The organism is Rhodococcus sp. WB9 (assembly GCF_007558985.1).
GTDB lineage: Bacteria > Actinomycetota > Actinomycetes > Mycobacteriales > Mycobacteriaceae > Rhodococcus_F > Rhodococcus_F opacus.
This window is the reverse complement of record NZ_CP041769.1, coordinates 3,942,817-3,956,307: the sequence shown is the minus strand read 5'-3', so window position 1 is coordinate 3,956,307 and position 13,491 is coordinate 3,942,817. Positions and strand designations below refer to the sequence as shown.

Here is a 13,491-nt window from a genome sequence, read left to right as displayed (position 1 = left end):
ACACCATCTAACCAGAATCTCCGGAACCGACGGTGACGAAGTCGACCAGCTGTTCGACCGCCCCGATCAGTGGTGCCTCGAGGTCGCGGAACGAGTTGACGGCCGAATAGACCCGGCGCCAGCCGTCGCGCGGTGTCCCCCACCCCAATTCGCGGCACACCCCGGTCTTCCAGTCCTCACCGCGCGGGATCTTCGGCCACGCCTCGATGCCCACCGCCGACGGGCGGACCGCCTCCCACACGTCGATGAACGGGTGCCCGGTCACGAGCACGTTCGGCCCGAGCCCCTGGGTCAGCTGCGTCTCCTTCGATCCGGTGACGAGGTGATCGACGAGGACACCGACGCGCCGTCCGGGGCCGGGCCGGAACTCGGCGAGCCGTTCCCCGAGATTGTCGAGACCGTCGAGGTGCTCGACGACGACACCTTCGACGCGCAGGTCGTGCCCCCACACCCGTTCCACGAGGGCGGCGTCGTGCACGCCCTCCACCCAGATCCGGCTCGCCAGCGCCGTCCGGGCCCGCAGCCCCTCCACCTTGGTGGATCCCGACGCCGATCGGGTGGTCACCGGTCCGGCGGGCTTGGCCGCCGGGCGGATCAGGGTGACCGGTTTGCCGTCGATGAGGAACGCCGCCTCCCGCATCGCGAACAACCGGGTGCGCCGCGCCCCGTCCTCGAGGCGGACGAAATCGCCGTCGTAGGTGCGCTCGAACCCCACCACCGCCCCGCAGAAACCGGTGCCCGCGTCCTCGACCACCAGGTCCCGCTCGGCCGGGACCGTCGGCGTCACGGGCTTCCTCGCGCGTGGGTGTCCGGAAAAGATGTCGCCGTATCTGTCGCCTCCGCTCACGGGCGCTGACGCTATGCCAGCGGCGCCGTTACGCACACGCCGCCACGCCGACATATGCTCGTTTATCGTGAGTTCACCCAGCGCCACTCTCACCGTGTGGGCCAGTTCCTGGCTCGCCGGGAACAGTGCACCCGACGACGTCATCGACGCCCTCCATGCGTGGGCGCCGATGCATCTGGCCTGCGCCGAGGACGAGGGGACGGCCGGCCGCACCGGGCTGCCGTGGCCCCACCCGCAGGACGCCGGGGTGACGGCGCTGCTCCAGACGATGCGCCGCTCCGTGTCGCAACCCGAGACCGAGATCCGGCTGGTCCTGCCCGGGCCGGGCGACGTGCGTGGGCTTCCCGCGGGCACCGAGTTCGCGTCCGCCGCGATCAGCGCTGGCGAGGGTGTGCTCGTCGGACCGCCCGGCCGGTCGGGAACGGGGCTGGTCCCGCACGTCGAGGGTCCGGACGTGCTGCGCTGGACGGTGTCGACGATCGAGCGGCTTCCCCTCGACGCCCACCACACCGGACTGGGTGAGGCCGAGTTCACGATGCGGCAGGCGGTGCGGGACGCCGCAGCTGCGCTCGAGGCGCTGCACATGCTCGATTCCGGTTTCGGCGCCGACCCGCGCGCGCTGATCGCCGAAGCGCTGGCGCAGTCCGCACGGCACCGGTATCCGGCGACGATCGCCCCGCGGGCGCTGCGGATCCTGGACTCGGCCGATCAGGTGGCTGCGATCCTCACGGTCGCCGAGCAGATGGCCCCCGCGCGCACCGTGTCCGCGTCGGGTGCGGCCACGCTCGAGGATCTGCTGCGGCCCCTGCGTTCGGCGGTGCGCTCGGCGCGCACCGCCGCCGTCAACGCGTGTGCGCGGGACGGCCTGACGGCCTGACCACGGCCTTGCAGCAGTCGACCGCGCAGGACCGACCGTCCAGGGTCGAACCGAGCAGCGGCTCGGAACCGAGCCGCGCGGCGGGTGTGCCGGCCAGTTGCTCGACCACGAGTGCGACGACGAGTTCGGCGAACCGCCGATCCGTTCCGGGGGTGGCCGCGCGTACGAAGTCGATGCCGAGTTCGGCCGCCTTGTCCCGGGCCTCGGTGTCGAGATCCCACACCACCTCCAGGTGGTCGGACACGAATCCCACCGGGCACACGATCACCGCGCCCACACCGCGGCCGGCGAGGGCGTCCAGGTGGTCACAGATGTCCGGTTCGAGCCACGGCACCTGGGGTGGCCCGGACCGGGACTGCCACACCAGGTCGAAGTCGTCGAAGCCGGCGGCGCGGGCGGTGAGCCGGGCCGCCTCGGCCACCTGCCGGCTGTAGAGACGACCACCCTCCGCGGGCGGTCCCGCGTTGACGTCCGCGGACACCGGCACGGAATGCGCGGTGAACACCAGCCGCGCGGCGGCCCGGCGCCCGGCGGGGAGCTGTGCCGCGGCCTCTCGGACGGCGTCGGCGAACGCCCCGATCAGCAGCGGGTGGTCGTAGTACTGGCGCAGCTTCAGCAGGTGCGGAGCCCCCTCCCCGGCTGCGGCCCGCGCCCGCGCGACGTCCTCGTGGTACTGCCTGCAACCCGAGTACCCGCCCCACGCCGACGTCGGGAACACGAGGGCCGACCGCACCCCGTCCTCACCCATCCGGGCGACGGTGTCCTCGACCATCGGATGCCAGTTCCGGTTACCGAAATAGACGGGCAGATCGATTCCAGCGCTTACCAATTCGGATTCGACGCGGGAGATGATGTCGCGATTCAGAGCGTTGATCGGCGACACGCCCCCGAAATGGAGGTAGTGCTCGGCGACCGCATCCAGACGTTCGGGCGGCACCCCCCTGCCCCGGGTCACGTTCTCCAGGAACGGGCGCACGTCGGCGGGCTGCTCCGGACCCCCGAACGACAACACGAGAAGGGCATCGAACCGGGAACCGGAACCGTCCGTCGAATTCGCAGCGATCATGATCCCCATCTTCCGTGGTGCCGTTCGGGGCGCACTCCCCGGGTGGTGCCCTAGCCGGCCATCGCGTGGGCGCCACCGTCGACGTAGATGATCGACGCGGTGGTGCCGGGCAGCCAGTCGGACAGCACGGTGCACACGGTCTTCGCGACCGGCTCCGGGTCGTCGACGTTCCAGCCGATGGGTGCCCGCTCGTCCCACGCCGTGTTGAGTTCGTTCATCTGCTTGGCGTCGTCGGTGGCGGTGCCGGCGATGGCCTTGGCGGCGAGGGTCTTGATCGGGCCAGCCGCGACGAGGTTGGAGCGGATACCGCGTTCGCCGACCTCCTTGGCGACATACCGGTTTACCGACTCGAGGGTCGCCTTGGCGACACCCATCCAGTTGTAGAACGGCACCGCGCGGGCGGGATCGAAGTCCATGCCGACGATCGACGCGTTGTCGTTCAGCACCGGCAGCAGCGCCTTCGACAGCGACGCGTACGAGTAGGCGGAGACCTCGAACGCCACTCCCACATCGGACCACGGTGCGTCGAAGAACGGGCTGCCCAGGCAGGACCGCGGCGCGAACGCGATGGAGTGCACGACGCCGTCGACGCCCTCGGGTGCGATCTCCCGGATGCGGTCGGCGAGGCTGGCGAGGTGCTCCGGGTTCTGCACGTCGAGTTCGAGCGCGGGCGGCACCGGCTGCGGCAGGCGCTGCGCGATGCGGTCGATCAGCCGGAGACGGTCGAAGCCGGTGATGATCACCTTGGCGCCCTGTTCCTGGGCGACCTTGGCGACGTGGAACGCGATGGACGCGTCCGTGATGATGCCGGTGACGAGAATGGTCTTACCTTCGAGCAATCCGCCCATGAGGTGTCCTCCTGTGAAGAAAAAGTCCGGGAAGTGGAGTGGGGAGAGCTAGTGGCCCATGCCGAGGCCGCCGTCGACGGGGATCACCGCGCCGGAGACGTAGGCGGAATCGTCGGAGGCCAGGAAGCTCACCACCGCGGCGACCTCCTCGGGCTTGCCCTGCCGCTGCAGCGGGACGGCGCCGGTGATCATGTCCTTGTACTTCTCGTCGAGTACCGCGGTCATGTCGGTGTCGATGAATCCCGGGGCCACCACGTTCGCGGTGATCGAACGGGAACCGAGTTCACGGGTCAGCGACCGCGCGATACCGACCACGCCGGCCTTCGACGCCGCGTAGTTCACCTGGCCGGGGCCACCGGCCAGACCGACGACCGACCCGAGGAACACGAACCGGCCGAACCGCGCCCGCAGCATCGACCGTGTCGCCCGCTTCGCGACGCGGAACGCGCCAGTCAGGTTGGCGTCGACGACGGAGGTGAACTGTTCCTCGGTCATCCGCATGATCAGCGTGTCGTCGGTGATGCCGGCGTTCGCGACGAGAACCTCGACGGGACCCTGGTGCGCTTCGACCTCCTTGAAGGCGCGGTCGACCGACTCGGTGTCGGTGACGTCGCACTGGACGCCGAACAGGCCGTCGGGCACACCCGAACCGCGGTGCGTGACCGCGACTTTGTGGCCGTCCGCCGCGAGGCGCTGCGCGACAGCGAGGCCGATCCCGCGGTTGCCGCCGGTGACGAGCACCGACCGAGGAGTGGACACCGTCCCAACTGACGCGTCAGTAGTTTGTGGGGTAGACATGGGGATCAACCTATCTGTTCAGATGTGCAGGAGTGGAAGCGCGGGGCCGCGGTGGAACGCAGATCACGGCAGCCGTTGACGCAGGACCAGCGCGAGGATCAGCCCCGCCGTGGCGGACAGCACCCCCAGCACGAGCCAGGGGCGGCTGGCGTCGCCGCGGGTGGTCTCGAACCCGATCTGCTCCTCGAGGGTGTCGTAGACGTCGCGCAGTTCCTCCAGGCTCGAGGCCGTGAAGAAGCTGCCCCCGGAGAGATCCGCGATCTCCCGCAGTGACGGATCGTCGACGGGCACGGGGATGCGTTCGTCCTCGATCTCGACCTTGCCGTAGCTGGTGCCGAACGAGATCGTCGAGATGGGGACGTCCTTGTCCTTCGCCTGCCGGGCCGCGGTGAACCCGCCGCGCGGATCGTCCGGGTTCTCGGGCACCGTCTGCTTGCCGTCCGACAGCAGCACGATGCGGGCGGGCGGCGCCTGATCACTGCCGCCGAGCACCGCGGCCAGCGTGTCGATCGACTGCAGCGACGTGAAGATCGCCTCACCGGTGGCGGTCCGCTCGCTCAGCTGCAGATTGTCGATCGCGACCTTCGACGCCTCCCGGTTGGTGGTCGGCGACACCAGCACCGAGGCCGTGCCGGCGAACGCGACGAGACCGAGGTTGATGCCGGGGGTGAGCCCGTCGGCGAACGACTTCGCGGCGTCCTGCGCGGCGGCCAGCCGGGTCGGTTCCACGTCGGTCGCCTTCATCGACAACGACACGTCGATGACGAGGATCACGGTCGCCCGGTTCCGTGGAACCCGCTTGTCCTCCGTCGGCCCGGCCAGCGCCACACTGAAGAACACCAGCGCCAGCACCATCAGCAGCGCCGGAATGTGCCGGGCCCGGCCAGGCCTCGACGGCGCGACCTTCTCGAGGAGCGCGAAGTTGGTGAACCGAAGGGTGTGCTTCTGCCGCTGACGCTGCACCCACACGTATCCCGCGACCAGTGCCACGACGATCAGGAGGAAGAGCAGCCACCACGGTGAGGTGAACTGGGAAAGGCTCACCGGCGGGACCTCTGGTTCGTCGCGGTCCCGTAACTGTGCTTCCGTGCGGACACGAACCGCACGACATCCGAGATCCAGTCCCGGTCGGTCCGCAGACTGAGCAGCGGTGCGCCGCAACGCCGCAACGACTGCTCCACTTGCAGGCGGTGCCCGTCGGCTGCCCGCGCGAAGTCGGCGCGCAGTTGCGGTGTGGTCGTGAACTCGCGGGTCCGTCCGGACTCCGGATCGTGCAGCACTACATCCCCTATGTCGGGTAATTCCAGATCTCGCGGGTCGAGCACCTCGACACCGAGTACGTCGTGGCGGCCCGAGATCGCCCGCAGCGACCGCTCCCAGTCGATCGGTCCGAGGAAGTCACTGATGACGACGGCCAGACCGCGGCGACGCTGGGGTCGGCGCAACGACTCCACCGCACCCTGCAGGTCTCCCCGCACCCCGTCCGGGGCGTGCGGGGTGGTCGCGATCTGACGCAGCATCGCCTGCGCGTGGATGCGACCCCCGCGGGCCGGGATCCGGGTGGTCTGGGCGCCGGTCGAGACGATCGCCCCGATCCGGTTCCCGCCGCCACTGGTCAGGTGCGTGACGGCGGCGGCAGCGGCCACCACGAGATCCCGCTTCTCGCAGCCGGCGGTACCGAAGTCGAGGCTCGACGACAGATCGACGACGAGCCACGTCTCGAGTTCCCGGTCGGCCACCGACTGCCGGACGTGCGGGTGCGTCGTCCGGGCGGTCACCGACCAGTCCATCTGACGCACGTCGTCGCCCGGCTGGTACTCGCGCGCATCACCCGGTTCGGAGCCCGGTCCCGGGATCAGGCCCAGGTGGTCGCCGTGCAGCACGCCGTCGAGCCGGCGGCGGACGGTCAGTTCCAGCGTCCGCAGCGCCGCGGACAGTTTGGGATCACGGAGTTCGCCGGAACGAAACGACGGCGGCGGGCCGGAGCTCTGCGCACCGGCGGTACGCGCACTCACCGTGGCTGGCTCATCGCCGTCGGTCCGGGCACCGACGTGGACGGGACCGGCGGTCCGTGGTGACCGGCGGGAGCGGCCGGGACCGTCGTCGGCTGTGCGGCGATCTGCGGCAGACCCACGGTCTGCAGCACGCGGGAGATGACGTCGTCCGGGCTGACCTCGTCGGCGAGAGCGTCATACGACAGCACGAGACGGTGACGCAGCACGTCCGGGATCACCTCGAGCACGTCCTGCGGCACCACGTAGTCACGCCCGCGCAGCAACGCCAGCGCCCGGGCCGAGGAGATGATGCCCAGCGTCGCGCGCGGAGACGCGCCGTACGCGATCCAGCCGTCGACCTCGGGGAGACCGAACTCGGCCGGTGTGCGTGTGGCCGCGATGACCCGGACCACGTAGTCGACGAGCGCATGGTGCACGAAGACACCGCTCGCGACCTTCTGCAGGCGGACGAGCTCCTCGGGATCGAGGACCTGGTGAGGTTCCGGCGCATCGACACCCATCCGGTAGACGATCTCGCGCTCCTCCTCCACCGTCGGGTAGTCGACGAGGATCTTGAACAGGAAGCGGTCGCGCTGCGCCTCCGGCAGCGGGTACACACCCTCGTTCTCGATCGGGTTCTGCGTCGCCATCACCAGGAACGGATCGGGCATGTGGTACCGCTTGCCGCCGATCGAGACGTGCCGCTCGGCCATCACCTCGAGCAGCGCCGACTGCACCTTCGCCGGCGCGCGGTTGATCTCGTCGGCGAGCACGAAGTTCGCGACGACGGGACCGAGTTCGGTGTCGAACTCCTCGCGCCCCTGCCGGTAGATGCGCGTACCGATCAGGTCGGTGGGCACCAGGTCGGGGGTGAACTGGACACGCGAGAAGGATCCGCCGACCACCTTCGCGAACGTCTCGACGGCCAGGGTCTTCGCGACACCCGGCACACCCTCGAGCAGCACGTGCCCTTTCGCGAGCAGACCGACCAGGATCCGCTCCACGAGCCGGTCCTGCCCGACGATCACGCGCTTGACCTCGTAGATCGCGCGTTCCAGCGTCTGGACGTCGGCGGCGAGACTGGGCGCGACAGTCTTCGCCGTCGCGCTCTGCGTGCCCGTGTTCTGTGAGGGTGCATTCGGCGCGGTGACGTTCTGGGGACCCGATCCGTTGGCCGCACCCCCGTTCTTCACACCTTCGGGAGCGGCCTTCGCGGGCGACTCCTTCCGGGCTGCACCCTCCGATACCGCATCATCACGTGAGGTCACCAAGAATCCACCGCTTTCACCTAGATCGTTCCGCCCGTTCACGTACTTGCTCAACTATTCCAGGTGCAAGCAACCCCCGCCGCAACCAAGCACGATCCGCACTGCGAACTACTTCATCGACATCATGGATCACGACACCATACGGACAGCGTAAGGGGTCATGCCGTCCCATCGCACCGGGGAGATCTTGACGACATCCCCCGACTCGGGGGCCTCGAGCATCTGGTCGTCTCCGAGATACAGGGCGACGTGCTGGCTGGCGTTCGGGCCCCAGAAGATCATGTCGCCGCGCTGCATCTCCTCCGAGGGAACCTGCTCGCCCGCGGTGTATTGATACCCGGTGTAGTGCGGCAGGGAGATGCCGATCCCGGCGAACGCGTAGATCATCAGACCGGAGCAGTCGAAACCGACCTTGTTGAAGTCGCCGTAACTGTCGGCGACACCGCCGTCGCGGATGCCGAGGGTGGGGCCGTTCTCGTCGCCGCCGCCCCACGCGTACTCCACACCAATCTGGGACAGTCCCCGATCGATGACGGTCTCGATGGCCTCGCTGCCGGTCAGGTCCTCACCGCTGGTTGACGGCTTCGATTTGGGGGTGGACTTCGGCGTGGTCGTCCCGCTGTCGGCCGAGGAGTCGGAGTCCTCGTCTTCCGAGTCCTCCTCGATCGTGGTGTGCGCGCGCTGCCCCGCGGCGAGTTCCGCGGCGCGCTGTCGAGCCGCCTCGTTGGCGGCCACCCGCGCCGCGGCCTGCGTCGCGGCCTCCCGGGCCGCGGCGGCGATGGCAGCCTTCTGCGCGTCCTCGGCGCGTTTCTGCTCCTCCCACGTCGCGTATGCCTCACGCTGCCCCTGCAACCCCGCGACGTTCCCGCGGGCGGCGTCGAGCTGGGCCTGGGCGGCGGCGCGGTTGCTCTCGATCTGCGCCTTCTTGGCCGCCTGGTCCTGCAGCGCCGACCGAGCGATCGCGATCGCCTGCTCCGCCAGCGACTTCTTCGACGCGGCCTGATCGGCGGCCACGTCCGCCTGCTGCTTCGCCTCGCGGGCCGCGGAATCCTTGTTGGCCTGCGCGGTCCGTGCCCGCTGCAGACCCTCGAGCACTGCATTCTGGCTGGTGGCCAGGAGTTTCAGAACCTGCGCCCGATCCAGGACGTCGCCGGGCCCCTGGGCGCCCAGGTAGGTCGAGATCGACGAGACGTTGGTGCCCTGCGTGTAGCTCGACCGGGCGTACTTGTCGAAGTCCTTCTGCGCGAGTTCGATCTGCGCGCCGGCGTCGCGCAGCGCCTGCTGTGAGGCCCCGACCACGCCGGCCGCCAGATCGGCGGCGCTGCGGGCGTTCTGCAGATCGACCAGGGCCCGGTTCACGTCCTCGCGCTTGATGGCGACCTCGTTGTCGAGCTGAGCGAGCTGCTGATCCGCGGAGGCGACCTGGTTGATCAATTCGCTGACCTGCCCGAGGCCCGCCGACACCTGGGTCTGGGCCTGCGCGATGTCGTTGTCGGACGGATTCGGCGGCGGGGGTGGCACCGCCGCGGCCAGGCCGGGCGTGCTGGTGATCAGGGCTCCGACGATGCCCAATCCGATCAGGAGTCGCGCCGTGCGAGTGCGCCCGCGGGAGAAGCTACGGTGCCCCACTCCAGCTCGTGCTTGTCGCTTCACAACTCTCTCCCTCGGTTCTGCACCGATCACGCACACCGCGCCGTGCTCGTCGTGGGGAGAAATTTGCGGCAGCCACACCTTCCCGCGCTTCGGCGACACCGATATACACCGGATCGCCGTCACTTTGGACGTCAATCACCAGCCTGCGACACTTCTTCCCCAAGAGCGCCAAATGCACCGTACGACACTTCCGGACTCTATGGAAACTTTAGTCACAAATAACACATGAGTAATTTGACCAGCGGAAATGTCGAACTGTGAATCGTCGGCGCTATTTACGCGCATCGACGCAGGCAGCGGCCACGCGTGGGCAAATCGTAAAATTGCCGCCGAGTTATCCCGGGAATTCGGGAGGAGTCAGGGCTTCGGCCGCTCGTACGACGTGCCGGCCCCCGAAGCGCTGTCGCGCTTTTCTGCCGTGGCGTCACGGGATACGGACGCCCGGCGCGATTTCGCGAAGAACGTGGCAGCCGACGCGATCACGACGATCGCGACGATGACGGCCGTGAACAAGGCCCACGGCGGTCCCGGCTCGATCACCTCGTCGACGAAGTGATTCGCGGAGACCACCGCATCGCCGGTGTAGGTGCGGTCCTGACCCGATTCGAGCAGGACCCGGCTGATCGAATCGCTGTACGTGCCGACCCAGCTGGGACTCAGCACCAGAACGGTGCCACCCTCTTCCGCCCCGACCTCGGTCGCGAGGTCGCGCAGCTGCGAATCGCGGCCGGGATCCTCGTCCAGCACCACGATGCTCAGCTTGATCCCGTGCTCGGCCGCGCGGTCGACCACGGCGGCGAGTTCACTCGCCTCGTCGGACGGCGCCGACACGCCGTCGTCGGACACGTCCGCGACCACGTCGGAGACGTCGATGTCTTCCGGAAGGTCCGTCGACAACGGGAGGGCCGAATGGACGGGGAGCATGACACTGGCAGGAAGTGCGGTGGCGATAGGGGCAGGCATCTCTCATCCGGGTTTGCTGTAGGAACGTAAAGCCTCGCGTGAACACTACGTGAGGAGTCCCCGAAGTTCCGTTCCGTCCGCGCGCGTCCCGCGTCGGGATCGAGGAGAATCGCCGAGGGGTACACGCTCGATTCCCCCCGAATTCTCACAGGACAAGCGTACTGTTAGACTATCGGAGGTACCGCGGTATGGGCCGATTCCGTCATCGCTAGCACGACAGCGCACACGGATCAGTCGTGCCCGCAGTGCCTGCAGCCGTCGACACAGCCCCGTCGGCGGCGACCCTCATAGACGAGTGGAGCTGACGTGAGCACGAGTATTGATTCGTTCGGCGCCAAAGGCACCCTCGAGGTCGGTGAGAACTCCTACGAGATCTTCCGCCTCTCGGCCGTGCCCGGCACCGAAAAATTGCCCTATGCACTGAAGGTTCTCGCCGAGAACCTGCTTCGCACCGAGGACGGCGCGAACATCACAGCCGACCACATTCGCGCCATCGCGAGCTGGGATCCGTCGGCCGACCCGAACGTCGAGATCCAGTTCACGCCTGCCCGCGTGATCATGCAGGACTTCACCGGCGTCCCCTGCATCGTGGACCTCGCCACCATGCGTGAAGCGGTGACCGCACTCGGCGGCGACCCGAACAAGGTGAACCCCCTCGCACCCGCCGAAATGGTCATCGACCACTCGGTCATCATCGACGTCGCGGGCCGCGCCGACGCCTTCGAGCGCAACGTCGAGATCGAGTACTCCCGCAACGGTGAGCGCTACCAGTTCCTCCGCTGGGGCCAGGGCGCGTTCGACGACTTCAAGGTCGTCCCCCCGGGCACCGGCATCGTCCACCAGGTCAACATCGAGCACCTGGCCCGGACGATCATGGTCCGTAACGGCCAGGCGTACCCCGACACCTGCGTCGGCACCGACTCGCACACCACCATGGTCAACGGCCTGGGCGTGCTGGGCTGGGGCGTCGGCGGCATCGAGGCCGAGGCCGCCATGCTCGGCCAGCCCGTCTCCATGCTGATCCCGCGCGTCGTCGGTTTCAAGCTGACCGGTGAGATCAAGCCCGGCGTCACCGCCACCGACGTGGTCCTCACCGTCACCGACATGCTGCGCAAGCACGGCGTTGTCGGTAAGTTCGTCGAGTTCTACGGCAAGGGTGTCGCCGAGGTTCCGCTGGCCAACCGCGCGACGCTCGGCAACATGAGCCCCGAGTTCGGTTCCACCGCCGCGATCTTCCCGATCGACGCCGAGACCGTCAGCTACCTCCGCCTGACCGGCCGCTCCGAGGAGCAGCTCGCACTCGTCGAGGCGTACGCGAAGGAACAGGGCCTCTGGCACGACGCCGACCACGAGCCCGAGTACTCCGAGTACCTCGAACTCGACCTCGGTGACGTGGTTCCGTCCATCGCAGGCCCGAAGCGCCCGCAGGACCGAATCCTGTTGTCGGACTCGAAGAACGCGTTCCGCAAGGACATCCACAACTACGTGGAGGAGCACCACCCCGCGGGTCACTCGCAGCTCGACGAGGCCGTCGAGGAGTCGTTCCCCGCGAGCGATCCCGCCGCCCTGTCGTTCGCCGACGACGGCGCAGTCGACGTGCAGTCGGCCGCCAACGGATCCGAGGGCCGCCCGACCAAGCCGGTCAAGGTTCTGTCCGAGGACAAGGGCGAGTTCATCCTCGACCACGGTGCCGTCGTGATCGCGTCGATCACCTCCTGCACCAACACGTCCAACCCGTCGGTTATGCTCGGCGCCGCCCTGCTCGCCCGCAACGCCGTCGAGAAGGGCCTGTCCGCCAAGCCGTGGGTCAAGACCTCCATGGCACCCGGTTCGCAGGTCGTCACCGACTACTACAACAAGTCCGGCCTCTGGCCGTACCTGGAGAAGCTCGGCTTCTACCTCGTCGGCTACGGCTGCGCCACCTGCATCGGCAACTCCGGCCCGCTGGACGAGCAGATCTCGCAGGCCATCCAGGACAACGACCTCACCGCCACCGCGGTGCTGTCGGGTAACCGCAACTTCGAGGGACGCATCTCCCCCGACGTGAAGATGAACTACTTGGCCTCCCCGCCGCTGGTCATCGCGTACGCCCTCGCAGGCACGATGGACTTCGACTTCGAGCACGACGCCCTCGGCAAGGACGCCGACGGCAACGACGTGTTCCTGAAGGACATCTGGCCCTCTCCCCAGGAGATCCAGGAGACCATCAACTCCTCGATCAGCCAGGAGATGTACGTCAAGGGCTACGCCGACGTCTTCAAGGGCGACGAGCGCTGGCGCGGACTGCCCACCCCGGAGGGCAAGACCTTCGAGTGGGACGCCAACTCCACCTACGTGCGGAAGCCACCCTACTTCGACGGCATGCCGAAGGAGCCGACCCCGGTCAGCGACATCAAGGGCGCCCGCGTCCTCGCGCTGCTCGGCGACTCGGTCACCACGGACCACATCTCCCCGGCCGGCAACATCAAGGCCGGCACGCCCGCGTCGCAGTACCTGGACGCGAACGGCATCGACCGCAAGGACTACAACTCCTACGGCTCGCGTCGCGGTAACCACGAGGTGATGATCCGCGGCACGTTCGCGAACATCCGTCTGCGCAACCAGCTCCTCGACGACGTCTCCGGTGGCTACACCCGTGACTTCACCCAGGACGGCGGACCGCAGGCGTTCATCTACGACGCGTCGCAGAACTACCAGAAGGCCGGCATCCCGCTGGTCGTGCTGGGCGGCAAGGAGTACGGCTCCGGATCGTCCCGTGACTGGGCCGCCAAGGGCACCAGCCTCCTCGGCGTCAAGGCCGTCATCACCGAGTCGTTCGAGCGCATCCACCGCTCCAACCTCATCGGCATGGGCGTCGTGCCGCTGCAGTTCCCGGCCGGCGAGTCCGCTGCGTCGCTGAAGCTGGACGGCACCGAGGTCTTCGACATCGAAGGCGTCGAGAAGCTCAACGAGGGTGTCACGCCGAAGACCGTCAAGGTCACGGCAACCCGCGAGAACGGTGAGAAGGTCGTCTTCGACGCGGTCGTGCGTATCGACACGCCCGGCGAGGCCGACTACTACCGCAACGGCGGCATCCTGCAGTACGTGCTCCGCAACATGATCAAGGGCTAGGCGCTATCGCGCCTGTGCGAGCTTTCGGCCCACAGGCGCTACGCACCTGTGAGTGTTTTCGGCCAT

At 68.3% G+C, this 13,491-nt stretch carries 11 protein-coding genes; 2 read left to right on the top strand and 9 right to left on the bottom strand.

Annotation, left to right across the window (positions count from 1 at the left end; genetic code table 11):
- Positions 1 to 7: 7 nt before the first annotated feature.
- The gene (locus FND50_RS18295) at positions 8 to 847 is read right to left on the bottom strand and encodes a DUF3097 domain-containing protein (RefSeq protein WP_144286600.1); all 840 of its coding nucleotides are present in this window, start codon (positions 845 to 847) and stop codon (positions 8 to 10) included.
- Between the two features lie 67 nt (positions 848 to 914).
- On the opposite strand from FND50_RS18295, the gene FND50_RS18290 reads away from it, so the two are divergent.
- Positions 915 to 1,724: a hypothetical protein gene (locus tag FND50_RS18290; RefSeq protein WP_144286599.1), complete on the top strand. Its 810-nt coding sequence runs from the start codon at positions 915 to 917 to the stop codon at positions 1,722 to 1,724.
- Here FND50_RS18290 and FND50_RS18285 read toward each other — a convergent pair.
- From FND50_RS18285 to FND50_RS18250, 8 genes are all read right to left on the bottom strand, one after another.
- Positions 1,690 to 2,799, bottom strand: a complete 1,110-nt coding sequence (locus FND50_RS18285) for a ferrochelatase (protein WP_144286598.1) — start codon at positions 2,797 to 2,799, stop codon at positions 1,690 to 1,692. The two genes, FND50_RS18290 and FND50_RS18285, sit on opposite strands and share 35 nt — an antisense overlap.
- Positions 2,800 to 2,840: 41 nt before the next feature.
- Positions 2,841 to 3,638, bottom strand: a complete 798-nt coding sequence (gene inhA / locus FND50_RS18280) for an NADH-dependent enoyl-ACP reductase InhA (RefSeq protein ID WP_005241845.1) — start codon at positions 3,636 to 3,638, stop codon at positions 2,841 to 2,843.
- Positions 3,639 to 3,686: 48 nt separating this feature from the next.
- Positions 3,687 to 4,436, bottom strand: a complete 750-nt coding sequence (gene fabG1, locus FND50_RS18275; RefSeq protein ID WP_050998704.1) for a 3-oxoacyl-ACP reductase FabG1 — start codon at positions 4,434 to 4,436, stop codon at positions 3,687 to 3,689.
- 63 nt (positions 4,437 to 4,499) lie between these two features.
- Positions 4,500 to 5,480 (bottom strand): VWA domain-containing protein, encoded by a 981-nt coding sequence (locus tag FND50_RS18270; RefSeq protein ID WP_005255039.1) that lies wholly within the window; start codon positions 5,478 to 5,480, stop codon positions 4,500 to 4,502.
- On the bottom strand, positions 5,477 to 6,451 hold the full coding sequence (locus FND50_RS18265) for a DUF58 domain-containing protein (protein WP_144286597.1): 975 nt from the start codon (positions 6,449 to 6,451) through the stop codon (positions 5,477 to 5,479). The genes FND50_RS18270 and FND50_RS18265 overlap by 4 nt, the downstream gene beginning before the upstream one ends.
- Entirely contained in the window at positions 6,448 to 7,623 is a 1,176-nt protein-coding gene (locus tag FND50_RS18260) for a MoxR family ATPase (protein WP_005565743.1), read from the bottom strand. The genes FND50_RS18265 and FND50_RS18260 overlap by 4 nt, the downstream gene beginning before the upstream one ends.
- A 204-nt stretch (positions 7,624 to 7,827) precedes the next feature.
- Positions 7,828 to 9,327, bottom strand: a complete 1,500-nt coding sequence (locus FND50_RS18255) for an NlpC/P60 family protein (protein WP_186301333.1) — start codon at positions 9,325 to 9,327, stop codon at positions 7,828 to 7,830.
- Between the two features lie 381 nt (positions 9,328 to 9,708).
- Positions 9,709 to 10,314, bottom strand: coding sequence for a DUF6676 family protein (locus FND50_RS18250; protein WP_144286595.1), 606 nt, complete (start codon positions 10,312 to 10,314; stop codon positions 9,709 to 9,711).
- Between the two features lie 306 nt (positions 10,315 to 10,620).
- On the opposite strand from FND50_RS18250, the gene acnA reads away from it, so the two are divergent.
- Positions 10,621 to 13,425, top strand: a complete 2,805-nt coding sequence (gene acnA, locus FND50_RS18245; RefSeq protein WP_144286594.1) for an aconitate hydratase AcnA — start codon at positions 10,621 to 10,623, stop codon at positions 13,423 to 13,425.
- Positions 13,426 to 13,491 lie beyond the last annotated feature (66 nt).

Coding starts and splice junctions, on each gene's coding strand:
- FND50_RS18285 (WP_144286598.1), bottom strand. CDS start 2,799: ATGGGGATCATGATCGCTGCGAATTCGACGGACGGTTCCGGTTCCCGG.
- inhA (WP_005241845.1), bottom strand. CDS start 3,638: ATGGGCGGATTGCTCGAAGGTAAGACCATTCTCGTCACCGGCATCATC.
- fabG1 (WP_050998704.1), bottom strand. CDS start 4,436: ATGTCTACCCCACAAACTACTGACGCGTCAGTTGGGACGGTGTCCACT.
- FND50_RS18250 (WP_144286595.1), bottom strand. CDS start 10,314: ATGCCTGCCCCTATCGCCACCGCACTTCCTGCCAGTGTCATGCTCCCC.